The sequence below is a fragment of the Deltaproteobacteria bacterium HGW-Deltaproteobacteria-18 genome (assembly GCA_002841885.1).
GTDB lineage: Bacteria > Desulfobacterota > Desulfovibrionia > Desulfovibrionales > Desulfomicrobiaceae > Desulfomicrobium.
The window spans coordinates 30296-51229 of record PHBE01000005.1 but is presented as its reverse complement, the minus strand read 5'-3'; the positions used below and the strand labels follow the sequence as shown (position 1 = coordinate 51229).

Sequence of the window (20934 nt, the reverse complement as noted above, 5' to 3'; positions counted from 1 at the left end):
AATATTATGAATAATACATTGTGCATCATTCCTAGCAAGGGTAGTTCTGTAAGATTTCCCAACAAGAACGTAAGATTATTTTTTGGACACCCTCTTGTTGCTTATGCTATCAGAAAGGCGATAAAGGCAAATATTTTTGATAAAGTTTTGGTGTCGACTGAATGTGCAGAAATAGCATCTATGTCTCAAGAGTACGGTGCTTGGATTCCATTTATGCGTCCAATTGCTTTGTCAAATGATCCGTATACTATTGTTGATGTAGTTAAAGATGTTGTTTGTAAGTTGTCTAGTATTGAATTTTCTTTTGATAATATATGTGTTTTGTTGCCAACGAGTCCATTGTCTTCCGTCGCTGATATTGTCGAGGCATTTAAGATTTTTAAAATGAGTTCTGCAGATGCACTTATGAGTGTTGTTGAGAATGAATATCCGCCATATAATGCTTGGTTGATTGACAATGAAGGAAGTCGCAAGCGACTTTTTCATTGTTTTCCAGAAAGTAAGTATGTCGTAACAAAATCAACTGAGTGTCCATCTACATATAGATCTAATGGTGCTATTATGTTTTACAGTTTAAATTCGCTGCTAGAAAAGAATCATTACAAATATATGGATATCGTTCCTTATGTCATGCCAAGAGAAAATTCTGTGGATATAGACACGCTGATGGATTTTAAATATGCTGAATACTTAGTAGATAGTGGTATTGTTGAGTTGCAGGGAGGGCTTTTTGATGAATAGTTTTTATGTAAGTCCAGTGAAGGTTGGTCGTCGGTATGTCGGAGATGGAATGCCAATATTTATCATGGCTGATATAGGCCTTACGAATGGCGGTAATAAAGAGACCGCTTTTAAGCTGGTCGATATTGTGTCAAGATTAGGTGTTGATGCTGTAAAAATGCAGATGATAGGTCCTGATTATCTTTTAGGTGACAAGAGTGTAGAGTATACATATGAAACTTTCGACGGTAGAAGTAAGACTGAAAATATGTATTCAATGTTTAAAAAACTTGAATATAGTGTGCAAGATTGGTGCGATATTAAAAATTATGTTGAATCGAAAGGGATGGAGTTTATTTGCACTTCCCATTATATGGAAGCCGTTTCAATTTTAGAGACAGCAAATGTGTCTGTTCATAAGATTTGCACGTGGAGTTCTAGTCATAAGCGCTTGATTCAGGCTATAGGTCGTACGCGAAAGCCAATTATTATTGATACAGGGGTTTTCACTACTGCTGGAATGAATGAGGTTCTAGACTGGTATTTGAAGGCGGGTGGGACGGGAGTTATTTTTCTTCATGATTTTCATACTAATCAATACGAGGACATGAATTTCAGATCCATCCCATTTTTAAAAGCTCAATATGGGTATCCGGTTGGATATACGCCCCAAGGACGCGACTTTGATTTAGATTTTTTGTCCATTGGTATGGGAGTTAACGTTTTAGAAAAGCGCATAACTTTAGATCGAAGTATTTTAGAAAATGGTCATAACAAAGCTTTAGATCCGAGTGAGTTTGCCCTTTGGTTCGAGAGGATTAAGGAGCTTGAGCGTGCGCTCGGTTCGTATTGCTTAAGGCCGGCGTATGAAGATTTAGTTCAAAGTAAAAAGTATTTTAAAAGTTTGTATTTAAAAATAAACGTCAATTCTGGGGATTTATTGTCCGATGATATGGTCGCTGCAATGCGCCCAGGATCGGGGATATCTGCATCTTTGATTGATACTGTATGTGGAAGGCGATTTAATAAATCCATTTCAGCAGGAAGCATGATAAGTATGGACGATTTTATTTAGGAGGATTTATGGAGTATTCTACGGAACAAGAGTTATTCTGGTCTGGAGTGTTTGGAGATGATTATATTTTAAGAAATTCATCGGCGAACAAAGTAGTCAGTAATGTGGTTTTTTTTTCAAAAATCATTTCAAAAATTGGACCAATAAAGTCAGTAATAGAGTTTGGTTCGAATATAGGTCTAAATTTGAAGGCATTGCGCCTTTTGCTTCCAGACATTAGTCTTTCTGCAGTAGAAATTAATAATAAAGCTGTTTCGGAGTTGCAGAATTTTTCTAATATTACGATTTATAACACATCTATTTTAGAAAAAATTAATTCACCTAAGCATGATCTATCATTTGTTAAGGGTGTTTTAATTCATATTAATCCAGAGAGTCTGGCTCTAGCATATGAAAATATTTATTCTTCAACAAATAAATATATTTTAATAGCTGAATACTATAACCCTACTCCAGTTGAGATAGAATATAGAGGTCACAAGGGTAAATTGTTTAAAAGAGATTTTGCAGGAGAGATGCTGCGAAAGTATCCTGATTTGAAAATTATTGACTATGGTTTTGTATATCATAAAGATACGTTTCCTCTGGATGATATAAATTGGTTTTTGTTAGAGAAAGTATGATAGTTATTTTGTATTCATGACTGAAGCTACAGAAGTGGTTCCAGATCTCTGTACAAGTCTTCAGTGGCCTGCCCGGCTCTTTTCAGGCCAGCCGAAACTTGAGATAGGTTTTTCCCTCAACCACGAGGGGACTGATAAAAAAGGGACGATTTTCCGAAGAGCAGATGGTGGGCATCCTGCGCGAAGCTGACCGCAGCCCGGTGGCCCAGGTGGCCAAAAAGCATGGGATCAGTGAGCAGACGATCTATACATTGCGCCAGCGGTTTGTCGGCATGTCCGCCGATGACGTGAGGCGTCTGCGCCTGCTGGAACAAGAGAACACGCGGCTGAAGAAGATCCTTGCGGAACGGGACCTGGAAATCGAGGTCATGAAGGAGATCGCCGCAAAAAAGTGGTAGGCGCACCCGCCCGACGCCTCCAGGTGGCATACGCCAGGAGTCGCGGGCTTTCACAGCGCAGGGCGTGTGCGCTGTTGTCCACTCCCCGGTCATCGCTCCACTACGAGTCACGACTGGAGGCCCGGGACAAGCCGCTAATGGCAGACCTTGCTGCGACGTATCCGCGCTTCGGATATTGCAGGATCAGCGTGTTCATGGAACGCTTGGGGCATGTCATGGGCGTCGACAAGGCGTTTCGGCTGTGGCCCAAGGCTGGGTTGCGGGTGCCCAGGAAGCGGCCTCGAAAACAAGTGGCTGCATCCCGCCCGAGGCCACGACTGCTGATGGGAGCAAGCGAACTGTGGGCGTATGACTTTGTCTACGATGCCTGCGCAAACGGGCAGCAGATCAAATGCCTGACCGTGGTGGACGAATACACGCGTGAATGCCTGGCTATAGACGTTGCCGGTAGCATCAGGTCGGGCCGGGTGATCGAGGCGCTGTCCCGCCTGATCAGCGAACGGGGGGCCCCTTTGAGCCTGCGTTCTGACAACGGTCCGGAGTTCGTGTCGAAGGCGCTGCACAGATGGGCGGCTCGGGAGTCTCTGGATCTGGCGCTGATTGAGCCTGAGAAGCCATGGCAGAACGGTTTGAACGAGAGTTTTAACGGTATAATTTCGTGACGAATGCCTGCCGATGGAATGGTTCCGGTGTCGGGCAGAGGCAAGGGTTGTGATCGAGGAATGGAGGCGGCACTACAACTCCGTGCGCCCGCATTCAAGCCTGAACAACATGACGCCCGAATACTTTTGTCGGCAGTATGGAAAAAACATGCACCGTGGGGAAACCCTCAAGGATTAATTGGTCCGAAGTTTCCCGGCAGATGATTAAGTCGCATCAGGCATTGCATGATGTTTAAGGTGGATTGTGTGAAAATCATAACGGTCAGAGAAAAATTTTTTTCAATAGAAGAAGATTTGAATTTATTTGAACTTGATTTTTTTGATTTTAAATTTTGGGACTACCTTCGATACGGAGTTTACAAGGATTTACTTAATTTCTCAAGCATCTCTGCTAAAAATGTAAATATAAGTTCAAGATATTTAGATAGGCTGCTTTTGCTTAAACACTCATTTTTTTCTATTGTTAATCCAAGGTGTTTAAATCCGCATGATGTCCTTTTTTTTGGTCATCCGCAACGCCGATTATTAGAAGATAACTTATGGTGGGATATTTACTCTGATCCTCTTGTCGATGTAATAAGCAACCAATTTAAAACTTTATTGATTGAAAAGCCTGTAAATAGCAAGCATTTTGCGCCATCAAAAACAAAAAATATTCATTACTTAGACCATGCGTACCTATGTTCTTCTATTGCTCGTAGATTTTCTGTAAAAAATTTTCATGAAAAAAATAAATTTTTAGATAATGTAGAGAATGAATTTTTTGTTCAATTTGGATTTAAGTTAAATATTTATAAAAGAATACGCGATGCGTATATTCGTAGAAAAGTTTTGATGCAGTATTTTGATTACTTAATTAATAAAGTTAAGCCAAAAATTGTATTTGTTGTAGTTGGCTATTTAAATAAAGAGTTTATTGAAAGTTGCAAGAAAAATTTTGTGCCTGTTATAGAATTGCAGCATGGCACCGCGGTCAATAGTGGGCATGTTGGTTATTCTTATCCGCATAATGTAAAATTGAATACATTTCCTGACTATTTGTTAACGTTTGGTGACTATTGGTTGTCTCGCTGTTCATATCCGGTCGATAAATCAAAAGTTGTTAGTGTAGGATTTCCGTATTTAGAATTGCAAAAAAACAAATATAAAAAATTCGAAAAAAGGCGACAGATTGTATTTATTTCTCAGCCTATGGTTGGTAAGTATTTGGTTAAAATGGCGCTTCATTTACTTAATAGCGCAAATTTTCAGTATGATATAGTGTATAAATTACATCCATGTGAGTACAGTGACTGGAGTAATTTGTATCCTGAATTGCGAGATTCTAATTTGAAGGTGGTTAAAAATGAAATACCACTATACCAACTTTTATCAGAATCTCAATTTGTAGTAGCGCATACATCAACAGTTGTTTATGAAGCTTTAGAGTTTGACTGTAGCGTATTACTTTATAATTTTACGGGAATAGAAAGTATGATTGATTTAATAGAGAAAAAAGTTTTGTATATTTTTGATAATGTCGAAGAATTGCTGCATATAATTAAAAAAAATGAATCTGTAAGTAATAATTATTCAGTTAGTTTTTTTAAAAAAAATTCTATTTGTAATATACTAAATTTAATTAATCAGATAAATTTTTGTAAATAAGCAGTAACCCTTTATTAAGTTTTAATTTTAGCAGAGCTAATTGTTGATTAGTTAATGAAAACTATATTTTTAATGGTGCTAGTTCGGGGATAGCTACGCTCTACACTGGCCTTGGCTTGGTGGGGCGCTTTACTTTTGTCAGGAGTTCCTGGAGCAACGGCATGGACGATAATTTTGTTAAAAATCTTGAGACGGATTCCGTCCATTCCAATGACTGTCATGACGCAGTCTCCGTTACGAAGATAGTGATGAAGTGGGTCAAGGATTTCAATGAGTTCTTACCACATAAGAACGGCAGGATGCTTACGCTTAGAGAATTCATCCGCCTTTTCGCAATCACGGAGAGTCAAGTTTAATATGTCTGAATCTATCAAATAACTGAATGTCTAATTTTATATAGAGGTTAAAGTTAATGCGAATCATGTCGGTTGTCGGTGCTAGGCCTAATTTTATGAAAATAGATCCTGTAATTCGAAACATTAATAAATATCCGGCTGATTTTATTAATATTTTAGTTCACACAGGGCAGCACTACGACCCTAAAATGTCTCAAATTTTTTTTGATGAACTAGGAATGCCATTACCGGATATAAATTTGGAAGTTGGTTCTGGTACTCATGCTTATCAGACTGCTGAAATTATGAAACGCTTTGAATTGGTTTTGCTTGATTATAAACCAGATTGGGTGATTGTCCCTGGTGACGTAAATTCTACCTTGGCATGTGCTTTGGTTGCTTCGAAGATTGGTGTTCCGGTTGCTCATTTGGAGTCAGGCCTGAGGTCCTTTGATAGGTCTATGCCGGAAGAAATAAATCGTATTCTAACGGATCAAATTTCCGACATGTTGTTAGTGCCATCGGTAGATGCTAAAGCAAATCTCTTAAAAGAGAATATTTCTGAAGACAAAATTTATTTTGTTGGTAATGCGATGATTGATACGCTGATAAGGCTTTTGCCTCTTGCTAAAAAAAGGATAAATCATCTTTTAGAAAGGTTTTCTATTACGAAAAATTTTGTATTATGTACTTTACATAGACCGTCTAATGTTGAGGATAATAAATCTCTTTCAGAAATTCTTAAATCTTTAAACATGTTGTCTCAAAATTATGATATAATATTTCCTGTCCATCCTCGAACCAGAAAAGCAATTTTAGAATCTGAGATGTATCAAGACAAAAAAAACGTACATTTTATTGAGCCTCTTGGATATTTAGACTTTCTTTCTTTGCAATCGAACGCTTCTTTGGTGATAACTGACTCTGGTGGGGTTCAAGAAGAAACGACTTATCTGGGTATACCATGTCTGACTGTTAGGGATAATACTGAACGTCCAATTACAATATCTGAAGGCACCAATATTTTAGTGCATGCTGACGCAAGTCAGATTACATCTATTGCTCTAAATAAGATTAATAATTCTCTTCAAGGTCATTCTGTTCCAAAATACTGGGATGGTTGTGCAGGTGAGCGTATTGTGAATATTTTCAGGGGGATGCTTTAGTGCGTATCGGGATGATTCTAATTAATGAGCGTGGATTCCCACCTGACATCAGGGTTGCGAAAGAGGCAAAGTCGCTTTCTCAAGGTGGTCACAAAGTTTTCATTTTGTGCCGAGCAAACTCGATCAATGACGAGGGTGAGGAGTTCCTTGATGACTTAGGAGCAACCGTTGTGCGGATGCATGTTGATGATTCAAATTTCTTCACAAAGTTGTGTTACGCATTATTATTGTTTAATATTCCTTGGGAAAATATAATTAATATTTTTATTGATAGATTTAAGCTAGAGGCATTGCATGTCCATGATTTGTTTGCGGTTCCTGTCGTTTTAAGAACAAAAAAACATGGATTACATTTGATTGCTGATCTGCATGAAAATATGCCCGCCGCAATGCGATCTTATCGGTCTTCTGATATGTTGTTCATGCGTTTTTTAAAATCTCTTGTCTGGAATTACCACTGGATGCGATATAGAGAGTCTGTATGTTTGAAAAAGTTTGATAGGATTGTCACCGTTGTCCCTGAAGCTTCTGAGCGAATTGTTAATTATGGAATTAATAAAAATAAAATTTTTGAAATCTCAAATACTGAAGATGAGTCTACCTTTAATTTTGAACTAGATAGTGTAGATAGCGGTATAATGTCACGCTATAAAAATAATTGGGTAGTCAGTTATATTGGTGGCATTGGTCCTCACAGAGGGATGGATACTACGTTGAAGGCCGTATCTGTTGTTGGAAACAAGATACCTGGTTTTAAATGTATTGTTGTTGGTGCAAATAATGAGCGAATTCGGAGAGATTTGGAGAAGCTGTGTTCGTCCCTTAAGGTTTCGGAATTTGTTGAGATTATTGGCTGGGTACCATTTAACAAGGTCAATAGTTACGTAATGGCAAGTAATGTATGTCTTGTTCCGCACAACAATTTTGAACATACGCACACCACTGTACCTCACAAATTATTCCAATATATGATTTGTAAAAGATCAGTGCTTGTAAGTGATTGTGCGCCATTAAAAAGAATTGTGCTTGATTCCGGGTGCGGTAAAATTTTTAGGGCTAATGATTATTTGGACATGGCAGACAAATTGATTTGGATGTACGAACATCCTGATGAATTAAAAAAAATGGGATATCTGGGGCATAAGTTTGCTCTTGGAAAATATTCGTGGAGGCACGATTCACAAACATTAAATTTAATGTATAAAGAACTAACTTATAAGAATGAAATTCCATGATTTTATACTATCTATGTTTGCAAGTTACTCGTAAAGGTCAAGCTTCCTATTCTCATGTTAATGAAATTATTTGCGGTTTGCGAAAGAGAGATGTTCTTGTAAAACTTTTCCAGCCATTTTATCGTGTTAATGAACATAAGCCATCCGTGTATGTCCGGGTAAAAAATTTTTTCTTGACACAAATTCGGCTAATTATGTCAACTATTTCAGATTTAGTGTATGTTCGTTGGCATTTTGCAACGTTTATTGTTTCTTTATGGGCGCGACTTCGGAGCGTTCCTATTATTTGTGAAATCAATGGTCCTTATGAAGATCTTTTTTTGTCTTATCCTTGGACAAATTACGGTAGGTCTTTTTTTATCTTTTTGATGCGGCAACAGCTAAAATGGGCGGATGCCGTTATCGCTGTTACCCCGCATCTCGTAGAATGGGTTCGGCGCGAGGCGGGACATGATCGTGTTTTTCTGGTTTCCAATGGGGCTAACACGGATATTTTTAATCCGCTGGTAGCACGTTCTGACAACATCGATCTTCCGGAAAAGTATGTTATTTTTTTTGGAGCGCTTTCCTTGTGGCAGGGCGTTGAAACCATGCTTGAAGCAGCGAAGTCTCCATTGTGGCCGAGTGAAGTTTCCTTGGTCATTGTCGGTGATGGTGTTGGGGCCGCGAAAGTTGCCAACGCCGCTGCGTCTGCGAGCACTATCAGCTTTGTTTCTCCTGTAGATCAAACTGTTTTGGCTGGATTAATTTGCAACGCTTTGTGTTCGCTATCTCCTCAGGTTGGTCAAAGATGCGCTACGGGTGTTTTTCCTCTCAAATTGTTTGAAAGCCTAGCTTGCGGAGTTCCTGTAGTCGTGTCTGACTGGCCGGGGATGGCTGATTTGGTTCGAGATGAGAGGTGTGGTATTGTTGTTCCGCCGGGTGATGCCATGGCCTTGGCTTCTGCTGTTCATTACATTGCGGATAACCCAGAGATTGCATTTGAAATGGGCAAGAGGGGCGCGGACGTTGTTCATAGGGAGCATTCGTGGGATGCAAAAGCGGCGCAAACCTTGAAAATCATTCGTAGCGTTTTGGCTTCTGGCAGGTTCAAGGATTGAGGCATTGGGTGCGGGAGGATGATATTTATATTTCCTGATTTTTTGAAGGCAACGTGAAACGCAAGAAAATTCTCTATTTTATAAGTGAAGACTGGTATTTTTGCTCCCATCGTTTTTTGCTTGCTGTTGCCGCAATACGTTCTGGGTATGATGTTTCGGTAGTCACCCAGGTAAGTTCGTATCGAAAACAGATCGAAGACGCAGGGATACGTTTGATAAACCTTCCAATGTCTAGAAGAAGTTTAAATATATTCAAAGAGTTGGTGTTAGTAGTTCGCCTTGTTTATATATATAAAAGTTTAAATCCAAATTTGGTTCATCATGTGGCGCTAAAGCCATCGTTGTATGGAACTATTGCAGCTCGTATTTGTAATGTGAGCAATGTTGTAAATGCATTTGCTGGAATGGGATGGATTTTTAGTTCTTATAATTGGGTTGCGCGACTATTAAAATTTATTGCTATTGCTTTTATAAAATTATTACTTGCTCCGTCGGAAATTATTGTTCAAAATAATGATGATAAGTCTTATGTAGAGCGTCTTGGCTGCCGTTCTGTGCATCTGATCCGTGGCTCGGGAATTGATCTCGACGTCTATCCTGGTGCCCCTGCGCCGACCGGTCAAATCACCGTTATCTTGATCGCACGAATGCTATTCGATAAAGGTGTTTTCGAGTATGTTCATGCTGCCAAAATTCTAAAAAATCGTGGTAGTGATGTCCGTTTTTTATTGGTTGGCGCCCCGGATGATCAAAACCCCGCGTCCATCTCCTTGGATATTCTCGATGAATGGAAGGCCAGTGGCGTTGTTGAATGGCTTGGCCATCGCGACGATATTCCGAATCTGTTGGCCGAGAGTCATATTGTCTGTTTGCCATCTTATCGGGAAGGGTTGCCCAAATCGCTTCTCGAAGGCTTGGCCACTGGACGCCCCATAGTCACGACCGATGTCCCTGGATGTCGCGAAACTGTTCGTGAGGGGATCAATGGTTTTCTGGTTCCTCCGAGGGACGCCTTGGCTTTGGCCGATGCGTTGGAAAAGCTAATTTTAGACGGCGAATTGCGTAAATCGATGGGGCGCGAATCCAGACTTCTCGCCGTCTCTGAATTTTCCTCAGAGCGTATCATTGCGGAAACCCTCGCGGTTTACTCTTCGTTAATCGGAGCCGGTCACGCTTGAGTTGGTTATTATCAATTTGTCTATCTTCCCTGGAACCCCGATGACCAGACCTACGCGCTTTGCCCTTTCCCTTTCCGGAGAATTCTGGCTTGCATTACTGCTTGTTATTTTTACAACAGTAGTCATTCGACTTGCCGAACTCCCCTGGTGGCAGAATCAGTCGTTTCTAGTTGATGGCGAGCCGCTAATGGCTACGCATGACGCTTATACGTGGCTGGCTGGGGCGAAAGGTCTTGGCCGGCATGTCAACCGAGCATTTACCTTGATATTGAAAGCCGTCGCAGATTTTGGATTTCCTCTCGCTGCTGCTGGGTTTTGGTCACCGATAATATTTATTCCTTTGTTGGCATTGCCAATATGCTTTATGTCCCGTTTTTTGCGTTTGCCTGAGGGGGGACTCGTTTTTGGAATTTTAGTCACATCTGGACTAGGATTTCTGGTACGTACCCGGCTTGGGTTTTGTGATACGGATGTCATAAATTTGTTGTTCCCGATTTCCATGCTTTGCTGTCTTGTCATCTGGTTGGAGATGTTCAAACGCATTGGAACATCCGAAGATTCAGTAGGATGGGACAGATGGTGTTTGGCTTTAGCTATAGGGGCTGGTGTGAGCGGTGGGATAGCATTGTATATATATCCTGGCAGCGTGAGCATACTACTTCCGGCTTTGGGTATGGCAGGTATTGTTGGGCTCTTTTCTGTCAAAAAAAAAGGGAAATTCTATTTTTGGGCAGAGTTACTCCTGATTTTTGGAACGGCTTTCGCCGGATGGATTGGGATGGCCCTGTCAGTTCTCGTAGTGTTGGCGTGTTTGCAACGTCGCAGACCGATCCCTCTGATGGTTCAGGTGGCAATGCTGATCATGCTGGCCGCAGTGATTCTGTACTTGGGTGATTTGGATGGGATAATCCAAAAATTGTTGCGCAAGATTTATGTGTACACCAAGATAGCTACCCCGGAAATGGTGAACAACGCCACCGGAATGAAACTTCCCGATATAGCCCAGAGCGTGCGTGAGGCACAGAACCTTGACTGGGGACAGCTCGGACCGCGTATGGGAGGGAATTGGGTCGTTTTTGTTCTGGGTATTTTGGGCTTTGGTTTTGTCAGCTGGCGTCGTCCTGCGCTTCTTGTGTTTTTGCCCTTTCTGGCTCTCGGTGTTGCCAGCGTTAAGCTTGGCAACAGGTTTGCCATGTACGGCACCGTGGGTATCGGTATGGGGCTTGGTTTGGGGTTGAGTGAATTTATGAGTATGCTTGGCCAGAGCCAAGGGCGGCGCTGGATCGCACAGTTGGTTTTGGCTTGCGTTGTGTTGTGGCCTTCCGCAGTATTTATGCAGGAGGTGAGACCCGCGCCGGTGCTGCCCAAAATCTATGCTGAGACATTTTTGGAATTGCGTGAGAAGGCGGAACCGGAGGCACTGCTCTGGCAGTGGTGGGACTACGGCTACGCAGGGCAGTACTATGCTGAACGGGCAACGTTCGGCGATGGCGGGCGACAGTCGGGGAAGTGGCTTTATCCCCTTGCACAAGTACACAGCGCCACCTCTTCGCGACAGGCGAGTCAGTTGATTCGGTATTTCGGGCAAGCCATGCTTGATGACGGACTGACGAGAACAGCAGGAGTTCAGGCCGCTCTTTTCGCGGGGAATCCAGTATCCGGCATCCAAAAAATGGACGTTGCCGATGCGCAGGTATTTTTGTCCGAGTTAGTCTTGGATGACACGAATTGGCCAACGAGCTTGTCTAACTATTTCATTGTTTCCTGGGAGAATCTGCGCTTGGCTTCCTGGATAAGCTATTACGGAAACTGGGATATTGCTTCGGGCGCCAGTTCACCCGGCAAGATTCAGCAGGTGCGCGGCGAGGTCCGCATGGATTCTGCCGCGGGCACGTTGGTGGTTGGCGGCAAGTCCACACGCATTGATTCCATGGACGTGGTGGAGGCCGAAGGTGTCAGGCATTTCCAGTGGCCCCACGGGACGGGTACGCATGTGGTCATCAACCAGATGTCGCGCCAAGTGTTTCTGATGGACGCCAAGATGTACCGGTCCATGATGGTGCAGATGCTGCTCCGCCCGGCTTCGGATTTTAGCGATGAGTTTTCTTTGGTCGTTGACAATTATCCATGGGCGCGTGCTTACAAGGTGCGGCAATAGGCATGGGCTTTAACGACAAGCGCGTCCTGGTCACCGGCGCGTCGGGATTTATCGGGCGCTGCCTGTGCCAGGAGCTGACGGATCAGGGCTTTGATGTCACGGCTATGCTGCGCAGGCCGCAAATCGGACCGTGGCGGCATGTGCTGGAATGTGACTTGGGCCGGGATGAGATCGACCCTCAAAATCTTGAGGGCGTGGACACGATCCTTCAGCTGGCAGGCAAGGCCCATACTCGCGCTAAGAATGCCGCCGAAAATGCCGAATATGAAGCCATTCATGTGCATGGCACGCGCTCACTGCTTCGTGCCGCCAAGCAGGCGGGTGTGCGGGCCTGCGTGCTGCTCAGTTCAGTCAAGGCCATGGGCGAGGGTGGGGAAGAGGTCTGGGACGAGTCCGCGCCTTGTTTCCCGCAGAATCCATACGGCGTCACCAAGCTTGCGGCCGAACGCGTCGTGCTTGAAGAGTTTCCCTTGCCCTGCCCGGTGGTTTTGCGGCCTACGCTTGTTTATGGTGCCGGGAGCAAGGGCAATCTTGATCTGATGATCCGGGCTGTGCACAAGGGCGTCTTCCCGGCCATCGCATTTCCGTCAAACAGACGCTCCATGATTCACGTGCAGGATGTCGTGCAGGCATGCTTGCTGGCGGCAACGCATCCTGCGGCATGCGGGCAGGTCTATATTCTGACCGATGGCAGGGAATACTCCACCAATGAAATGCTGAACTGGATTCACGAGGCACTGGACAAAAAGGTTGGACCGGCTGTTCCTTACGCTGTGCTGAGGGCTGGGGCTGCTCTGGGTGATATGCTGGAGCGCGTCGGGATGCATGCTCCACTGAACGGTGACAGGCTGGCCAAGCTGGCCGGTTCCGCCCGTTATTCCAGCGCCAAAATCTTTCGCGAATTGGGCTTTGAAGCGGGCTGGGACCTGCGGCGGGGCATCCATGAAATGGTAAAAGGGATGAAGCGACAATGACGGGCGCGGCGCTGTATTTTTTGGTGGGGCTATTGCTGAGCATCCTGTGCTGCATGCTGGTGCCCCGATACCTGACCCGTGCCGGTTATCTGGACCTGCCAGGAGAACGCAGTTCCCATGCCCGGCCTACTCCCAAGGGCGGCGGCGTGGGGCTGGTACTGGCCTTTGCGGGGGGCGCTATTGCAACAGGGCTTTCGCCATTTTTATGGATTCCGCTTCTGGCCTTGGCGATTTTAAGCTTTGCCAACGATTTAAGCCACATCTCTGCGGGCCTGCGCTTGGTCGCGCAATTCGTGGCTGCACTTCTCGCTTTGGGTGGGGCATTGTGGTTGGGCCATGCTTCATGGTCCGTATCCCTGCTCTTTCCGACCCTTTTCTTCGTGGTCGCCACGACCAATTGCTTCAATTTCATGGACGGGATCAACGGCATCGCAGGCATCACTGCCCTGGTCGCCTTTGCTTGCCTGCTGTTTTTTGGCGGAGCGGCGGATACCCCCTTGTATAATCCGATTGTAGCGGTCATGGGCGCGCTGCTGGGCTTCCTGCCCTCCAACCTGCCCCGCGCGAGGCTGTTCATGGGGGATGTGGGAAGCATTTTTCTGGGCTTTCTGTTTGCTCTGTCAGTGTGCCTGTTGCCCCGGACATGGACCGAGTTTTTGGTTTTTGCCTCCTTCCTCTTTCCGTTTTACGCCGATGAGGCCGTGACAGTGGTCGAGCGGTTGTGGCGCGGGGAATCGCTGCTTGCACCGCATCGCAGGCATCTGTATCAATTTCTGGCCAACGAGCGCGGAATTGCCCATTGGAAAGTCAGCGTTTCTTATGGAGTGATCCAGCTTCTTGTCGCGTTTTTGGTGGTGAGTGTAGCCGAATACGGATTCTGGGCCGTTTTTGGAATTGATGCCGTGCTGCTGCTTGTATGGGCCTTCACGCACTATGCGTTTAAACGGAATTTTGAATATTAAGGATGCTTGATGGAAATAGCTCTGTTTTTCAACTTTTTGCTGAAAAAGAGAAATTTGTTCTTTATGCTGGTTGGAGAAAGTATCCTTTTTGCGTCAGCCTTGTCGTTGTCGTATTTGCTGCGCTTTGAATTCAATATCCCTGATTCCTTTCTGAGACAGCTGCTGGCTCTCCTGCCTGCCGCCATGATCTTAAAGATCGCTTTTTTCTGGATGACCGGCCTATATCGGGGCATGTGGCGATACACAGGCCTTTCCGACCTCTGGAAGATTGGGCGTGCAGTATTCATGGCCGAGACGGCGCTCATTCTTTATGTGGTGTACGCTTCGCATTTCAAGGGTTACCCCCGCTCAGTATTCATTTTGGACGCCTTGCTGGCCTTTGTTTTCGCCTGCGGAGCGCGGGTGCTTATTCGTTCTCTTTACGAAATTGCGTCTAAACCCGGAGAGTGGCGGAACGTGTTTCTGCCCGAGAATTTTTGCACGCCATCCGGTGGCGCGCGAGTGCTTGTTGCTGGGGCTGATGATGAAGGCGCGCGTGTGGCCAAGGAAATTCTGGATGTCCGCGATTCCGGTATGCGTCTAGTGGGATTTGTTGATGACGACCCCGCCCGCATAGGTCGCCGGATTCACGGCTTGCCGGTTTACGGGCCGTTTGCGGATCTTCAGCGTGTGGCGGAAATTGCCAGTGTTGATGAGGTTTTGGTCAGCGCGAGTCAGCAAGGTCACGGACTGCGTCAGGTCATGCAGGCTTGTGAAGTCGCGCAGCTTGGCATGAAGAAGTTGCCTGCCTTGGCCGATATCGCCAGCGGGAAGGTCTCGATCAAGTCCTTGCGTGATGTTCGATACGAGGATCTGCTGGGACGTGAGGAGGTCCGTCTGGATGAAGAGGGGATCAAGGGGTACCTGCGGGACAAGGTTGTTCTGGTGACGGGGGCTGGCGGATCCATAGGTTCCGAGCTCAGTCGCCAGATAATCCGTTTTGAACCAAAGCTGTTGGTACTTTTCGATGCCGGTGAAGAGAACCTGTATTCCATCGAGATGGAACTCCTGCACCAGCAAGGGTTCACTCGTTATGTGACGGTGCTGGGGCAGGTGCAGGACGCTCCGCTGGTGGAGGCGGTGTTCAGCACGCATGCGCCCCAGGTCGTGTTCCACGCTGCCGCCTACAAACATGTGCCCATGCTCGAATGCAACCCTTGGCAGGCCGTGACCAATAATATTGTTGGCTCCCGGACGGTCATGGACGCGGCAGCGAAGCACGAGGCCGAACGATTCGTGCTCGTCTCCACGGACAAGGCCGTGCGCCCTACCAACGTCATGGGTGCGTCTAAGCGTGTGGCGGAGCTTGTCATGCGAGGGTACCAGGGCGGAGCAACCAGATTCATGGCCGTGCGTTTTGGCAATGTGCTCGGCTCTTCCGGATCGGTCATCCCGCTTTTTCGCGATCAGATCGAACGCGGCGGCCCGGTCACGGTCACCCATCAGGACGTGACCCGATATTTCATGACCATTCCCGAGGCGGCTCAGCTCATCGTACAGGCCGGTGCCTTGGGGCAAGGCGGTGAGATTTTCATCCTGAAAATGGGAAAGCCCGTGCGCATCGCTGACCTGGCCCGGGATCTGATCATCCTCTCCGGCAAGGACCCGGCCGAGATCAAGATAAAATTCACGGGCCTGCGCCCTGGAGAGAAACTCTACGAGGAGCTCATCACCGAAGGGGAAGGGATTGTCGAGACAGGCCATGAAAAGATCATGGTACTTGCTGCCGGCTTGATGAATGGCCTCTCGGACGAACAATACCGCGCAAGCCTCGAAGAGCTGCTCTGCGAATTGGAAAGCCGGGGGGCGCAATTCATGGGCGAAGAGATTAAAAAAATCCTCGGCCGCATAGTTCCTGAATATTGCGCCGACGATAATTGCAATTCAGCCGTATGCGGTTGCGGTCTGACGGAAAAACGGGGCCTTCGCGCAAGTTCTTAGTCTTCTGGCTGAGGCTGGAACTGGAGCGTGTAAAGCCGTTTGTAAATGGGGCATTTTTCCAGCAACTGTTGATGAGTGCCCACGGATTTGATCTGCCCGCCCTCCATGACCACAATCTTGTCGGCCGTGAGGATTGTCGACAGGCGATGGGCGATGATGAGGCTTGTTCTGCCGACCATCAGGTTTTCCAGGGCCTTCTGGACAATGCGCTCGGATTCCGTGTCCAGTGCCGACGTCGCCTCGTCGAGAATGAGGATCGAGGGGTCCTTCATGATTGCCCTGGCGATGGTCAGGCGTTGTTTTTGCCCGCCGGATAGCTTCACCCCTTTTTCACCCACCACTGTATCATAGCCCTGCGGCAATTCTTTGATGAAGTCATGGGCATAGGCCGCTTTGGCCGCCTGCTCCACCAAATGCTGATCCAGTTCCTGTCGGCCATAGGCGATATTGTCCCGCACTGAGAGATTGAAAAGAAAAGGATCCTGCGAGACGATGCCGATGCCTGTACGCAGACTGGATAAAGTATAATCCTTTATGTGCAGGCCGTTTAATCGTATGCTTCCCTGCTGGCAGTCATGAAAGCGGGGTATCAGGTTTATGAGGGATGTCTTGCCTGCTCCGCTCTGGCCAACGAACGCCACCCGCTCACCCGCCTTGATTTCCAGATTGATGTTTTTGAGGGCTGGCTCCTGAGTGCCGGGATAGGAAAAAGACACATCCTCAAACGAAAGCGAAGCAAACGGGGGAACATAGACGGTATTGCCGCCAGACTCTTCGACCAATTCCTTGGAGTCCAGAATTTCAAAAACCCGTTCGGCTCCCGCCATGGCCTGTTGAATGGTGTTGTTGGCCTGGCTTATGGACTTGAAAGGGTCGTAGAGCATGACAAGTGCCGTCATGAATGAGAAAAATTCGCCTGGCGTGCTTTTGCCGGCAATGACTTGGCTGCCTCCATACCAGATTACCAAGCCTGCCCCCACGGCCCCGATCAGTTCCATTATCGGGGATGAAAGCTGATTGTAGATCTTGCCCTTGAGGCCGATACGCAGAAGTTTTGAGCTTGCTTCGCTGAATTTTTCCTTTTCCATTTCCTCGGCGGCAAACGCCTTGACCACGCGCAAGCCATTGAAGCTTTCCTGCATGTACGAAGAGATATCCGCGATTTTGGCCTGGTATTTCCGTCCCACTTTTCTGAGTTTTTTTCCAAAATAGATCACGGGGTATACAGCCAAGGGGAAGACGAGGCAGGCCCAAAAGGCAAGCTGCGCATCTCGGTAGATGATGAGGGCCACCAGTCCGACCATGGTCAGGCTGTGCTGGATGATTCTGATCAGTTCCGGCAGGCTTGAGCTGATGAGGTTCACGTCGTTGATGATGCGGGACATGAGCATACCGACACGTGTTTCTCCGAAGAAATCCACGGGTAGGCAAATTATCTTTGCGAAAAGTTCATAGCGAAGCCGCTCCAGCACTTTGAGCCCGCAATAGGACATGAGGTATTTTTGAACGAAAAGTCCAACCCCTTTGCCCAGAAAGAGTGCCACCAGCATGATGGGGAGTAGCATGAGCGCAGAGCTGTCTTTGTCGATAAAGATCTTGTCCAGGGCTGGCTGGACAAGATAGGCTGCCCCGGCAGTGCACAGCGCGACCAGGCCAAGAGCGGCGAAGGACGCGATGATAAGCAGTTTGTAGGGTACAAAATAGCTAAGGGAACGGCGTAGCAACTGTATGGTTTCATTTTCGAGAAGTTTCATGATGCTCTGAGGTTACGGAAGGGTAACGCCCATCTCCTTATAGAGTTTTTGAAAGTAGCGATTGACTTTTTGGCGGACGAACCATGGGTGTCGCAGCCAGAATTGTCCACGAAAACGTTCGCGGCCGGTTTGAAAGTCAATGATCACCGGATGGCTCGGTGAATGGACCAGAATGTTGCGGCGAACGATTCCAAAATGGTCGATGCTTTTCGCCAGAAATACTTCCTTGCGGATGCGTTCCATCACGGCCCAGAATTCTGGTGCAAGCGGGCGCGTATTCTTGACCAGATTGGGCGCGGTTTCGCCTTGATCGTCACGGACTATCCGCATGAGTAAGGCCTTGCGCCCATCTTCTGCGATTTCGACACCCCGCATGTCCACAAAATATTGGCGCAGATCGGCAGGGCAGGCGGCCATGATCTTCTGGTAGTTGGCCCATTCGTAATCCAGAAAATCCTCAATGCCATATTTTTGCGAGACGATGACGTTGGGGTCGGGCTGCCCGCCCTGAAAGCGCCTGCGTGGAACCAGTACTTTGGCGCAGAGCTCGTGATGGTCCTGGACTGACACGATCTGGCACCAGCCGCCTTTTATTATTTGTGGACCGAGTTTGATCATGGATGGTTTCCTTTACGTAAGCAATCCGCGATGCCATTCGAGGATGGTTTTGGCTCTGTTTGTCCAGGTGTGGCGCATTGCGGACCGCAACTGGTTGTCGCGGAGTCGCTCTTTTTTTTCGGGAGTCATGGTCAGCAAGCGGTTGACCTGTGCACACAGGGAATCAAGGGAGCCCGGCGAAAAGAGAAGGCAATTTTCGCCATCAGTCAGAAATGGACGCAGTACGCTGAGATCCGAGGAAAGAATGGGCTTGCCCGTGGCAAGATATTCAAAAAGCTTGAGTGGCGACATGTAAGGAATCAGGGCTCCCTCTGGCAAGTAGGGCATGACCAGCATGTTTGCGTCTTGAAGGATCGAGGGAATTTCCTTGTGCGGTACGCTCTGGTGCAGAAAGAGATTGGCACAATTGTACCTTACGGCCAGCGCTGCCGATTCCTTGGCGTTGCCGCCGATGATGACGAAATTGATGTGCCCCATCCGCGTCGCCGCCTCCGCCAGGAAGGCAGCTCCTTTTTCGTGGCTCAATGAGCCCGTGTAAACCAGCGTGGGGCGATCGTAGATGTGCTGCCCGAAAAGATGCCCAAGTCCGCCTGGCAATGCACGGGAAAAAACAGTCGGGTCCACTCCATCCGCAGAGGTGATGAGCCGTTTTTGCATAAGGCCGGCAGCCAGGTAGGAGTCGGAGATCTCCTGAGAGATTCCAACTATGCCGGCTGCGCGCGATGCGTTCATGGCCTGAATGAACCGCGGCAAGGGCACCTGCTTGGCATCTCGTGAAAAAACATGTGATTCAAACAGCACCGGGGCATTTCTCTCGGCAAGTTTCCAGGCAATCTCTGCACTGCGGGTGAAGATACTGCCTTCACAGCTGGAAGGGATCTGCCGCAAAACGTTTTTCTCAAAGCCTCTCCCAGACTGTGAAACAAAATGAACGTGCACATTGCGTGGAATCGAGAGCCCATAGTTTGCGAAGAGTTTCCCTGTCCATAAATGGAAAATACGGGCAAATCCTCCTGGCAGGTAGGCGTCAAGGCGTTGAACCAGTGGCGCAAAAGCGCAAATCATGTTCACAACCTGCACGGAATTGGCGTGTCGGGATGGGATTTTGGATTTGGCGATATAGGTGAGCGTGTTCATGAAAAACACTCTGTTTCTGGCTTGATCCCACTTAAAAGGCCCGTAATCAAAAAAAGTAATCCGCTAACATTCGATGCGAAAATGTTGACATGAAGTTGGGCATGCAAAAAAATAAGAGCTAAGCATAAACTCAAGGGTAATATGGCAAAGTTTTTTTTGTGCGATTTCCAAGCAGCTTGCAGTGCATAGAAGAAAATCAGGAAAAAAATCAATGTTCCGACTAAACCACTTTCTGCTAGAAGATGTAGTGTCAGATTGTGAGCATCATCAAGGTTTTCAGAGCTCATAACTTGTGGATGCTCATTTCGAAAAGTCATAACATGTGGATTTGAGACCTCTTTAAACGTCCTGAATCCGCTCCCGAATATGGAATTTTCTTTAAAAATTTCCCAAGCCGCATACCAGACTGTGAATCTCTCTGTAGCACTTTGAATTGAAATTAAGTGAGATGGATTGAGATTAAAACGCTGCTCTTTCCCAAAAAAAGGAACAAGGCATAATATCACGAATATTATAAAGAAAAGGAGTCGCAATTTTTTTTGTAAAAATAAAAAAATACCGCTGCATATTAAAAAAGCCGTGAGTGTCATCCTGCTTCCCGTCCCAACTAGTGCGGAAATGAGGGTCGCGCATGAACATGCCGCAACAAATTTTTTTTGTCTTTTGTCACTGGAAATGGCGTAGCTCAGGCACACAAGAGCCCCTGTGGCAACAAAAATGGCTGTGCGTGAAGAATTGCGAAAGGTGAGAGTCAGACTGTTCATCCCCAAGTTTAGGTCGCCGATTTGTCTGATTCCGAGGTGGTAGAGAATTTGTGCCACCAGCATGAACCCTGCCAGGGCCACAGCTGCAAAAAAGACATGTTTTAATAGATTGGTCGAGTTGAAGCGTGCGAAGGCTTTTCCAACGAGAAATGGTACCGTCCAGCCATAGATGATACCCGTCCGGGCGACTTCGCCTAGTCCCAATGCGTTTACAGCGGAAGAATAAGCACCAAATGCCAAGAGTGCATATAAGGCAGGGTCTTTAAAGAAATAGAACCGATCATTTTTGCTAATCTGAATCAGGGCCAAGGCAAGTGCGATGAACCCAAATGCCTCCGCTTTGGACGGAAATAAGCAAATGCTTGTAAAATATGTACAGATCAAAAATAAAAAAATATTTTTTAATCGGTTATTTAGTTCAGTGTCTGATGAAAAGTACATTTTATAT

General features: G+C 46.4%; 16 protein-coding genes and 1 pseudogene. 13 read left to right on the top strand and 4 right to left on the bottom strand.

Features of this window, described 5'->3' with window-relative positions; genetic code table 11:
* Positions 1-6: 6 nt before the first annotated feature.
* From CVU60_05765 to CVU60_05705, 13 genes and pseudogenes are all read left to right on the top strand, one after another.
* Positions 7-741, top strand: coding sequence for an acylneuraminate cytidylyltransferase family protein (locus tag CVU60_05765; GenBank protein PKN42495.1), 735 nt, complete (start codon positions 7-9; stop codon positions 739-741).
* A complete protein-coding gene (locus tag CVU60_05760) occupies positions 734-1795 on the top strand; it encodes a hypothetical protein (GenBank protein ID PKN42494.1) in 1062 nt (353 codons plus the stop codon). Before CVU60_05765 ends, CVU60_05760 begins: the two co-directional genes overlap by 8 nt.
* Before the next feature lie 8 nt (positions 1796-1803).
* The gene (locus CVU60_05755) at positions 1804-2418 is read left to right on the top strand and encodes a pseudaminic acid biosynthesis-associated methylase (GenBank protein ID PKN42493.1); all 615 of its coding nucleotides are present in this window, start codon (positions 1804-1806) and stop codon (positions 2416-2418) included.
* A gap of 134 nt (positions 2419-2552) precedes the next feature.
* Positions 2553-3656 (top strand): annotated as a pseudogene (locus CVU60_05750) (IS3 family transposase).
* A 1630-nt stretch (positions 3657-5286) separates the two neighbouring features.
* Positions 5287-5481: a hypothetical protein gene (locus CVU60_05745; protein PKN42492.1), complete on the top strand. Its 195-nt coding sequence runs from the start codon at positions 5287-5289 to the stop codon at positions 5479-5481.
* 56 nt (positions 5482-5537) lie between these two features.
* The gene (locus CVU60_05740) at positions 5538-6626 is read left to right on the top strand and encodes a UDP-N-acetylglucosamine 2-epimerase (non-hydrolyzing) (protein ID PKN42491.1); all 1089 of its coding nucleotides are present in this window, start codon (positions 5538-5540) and stop codon (positions 6624-6626) included.
* Entirely contained in the window at positions 6626-7861 is a 1236-nt protein-coding gene (locus CVU60_05735; protein ID PKN42490.1) for a hypothetical protein, read from the top strand. Before CVU60_05740 ends, CVU60_05735 begins: the two co-directional genes overlap by 1 nt.
* Positions 7858-8961, top strand: a complete 1104-nt coding sequence (locus CVU60_05730; protein PKN42489.1) for a glycosyltransferase WbuB — start codon at positions 7858-7860, stop codon at positions 8959-8961. The genes CVU60_05735 and CVU60_05730 overlap by 4 nt, the downstream gene beginning before the upstream one ends.
* A 53-nt stretch (positions 8962-9014) precedes the next feature.
* A complete protein-coding gene (locus tag CVU60_05725; protein ID PKN42488.1) occupies positions 9015-10139 on the top strand; it encodes a glycosyltransferase family 1 protein in 1125 nt (374 codons plus the stop codon).
* A gap of 40 nt (positions 10140-10179) precedes the next feature.
* Positions 10180-12297 carry a hypothetical protein gene (locus tag CVU60_05720; GenBank protein PKN42487.1) on the top strand — a complete coding sequence of 706 codons (2118 nt, stop codon included), beginning with the start codon at positions 10180-10182 and terminating at the stop codon, positions 12295-12297.
* A complete protein-coding gene (locus tag CVU60_05715; protein PKN42486.1) occupies positions 12267-13271 on the top strand; it encodes an NAD-dependent dehydratase in 1005 nt (334 codons plus the stop codon). The genes CVU60_05720 and CVU60_05715 overlap by 31 nt, the downstream gene beginning before the upstream one ends.
* Entirely contained in the window at positions 13268-14233 is a 966-nt protein-coding gene (locus CVU60_05710; protein PKN42485.1) for a UDP-N-acetylmuramyl pentapeptide phosphotransferase, read from the top strand. The genes CVU60_05715 and CVU60_05710 overlap by 4 nt, the downstream gene beginning before the upstream one ends.
* Before the next feature lie 9 nt (positions 14234-14242).
* Entirely contained in the window at positions 14243-16213 is a 1971-nt protein-coding gene (locus CVU60_05705; protein PKN42484.1) for a polysaccharide biosynthesis protein, read from the top strand.
* Here the strand turns inward: CVU60_05705 and CVU60_05700 are convergent.
* The 4 genes from CVU60_05700 to CVU60_05685 are packed head-to-tail and all read right to left on the bottom strand — an operon-like array spanning position 16210 to position 20927.
* Entirely contained in the window at positions 16210-17967 is a 1758-nt protein-coding gene (locus tag CVU60_05700; protein ID PKN42483.1) for an ABC transporter ATP-binding protein, read from the bottom strand. The two genes, CVU60_05705 and CVU60_05700, sit on opposite strands and share 4 nt — an antisense overlap.
* Positions 17968-17979: 12 nt before the next feature.
* Positions 17980-18585 (bottom strand): hypothetical protein, encoded by a 606-nt coding sequence (locus CVU60_05695; GenBank protein ID PKN42482.1) that lies wholly within the window; start codon positions 18583-18585, stop codon positions 17980-17982.
* A gap of 12 nt (positions 18586-18597) precedes the next feature.
* A complete protein-coding gene (locus CVU60_05690; GenBank protein PKN42481.1) occupies positions 18598-19722 on the bottom strand; it encodes a hypothetical protein in 1125 nt (374 codons plus the stop codon).
* Positions 19719-20927 (bottom strand): hypothetical protein, encoded by a 1209-nt coding sequence (locus tag CVU60_05685; protein ID PKN42480.1) that lies wholly within the window; start codon positions 20925-20927, stop codon positions 19719-19721. The genes CVU60_05690 and CVU60_05685 overlap by 4 nt, the downstream gene beginning before the upstream one ends.
* Between the last annotated feature and the right edge of the window lie 7 nt (positions 20928-20934).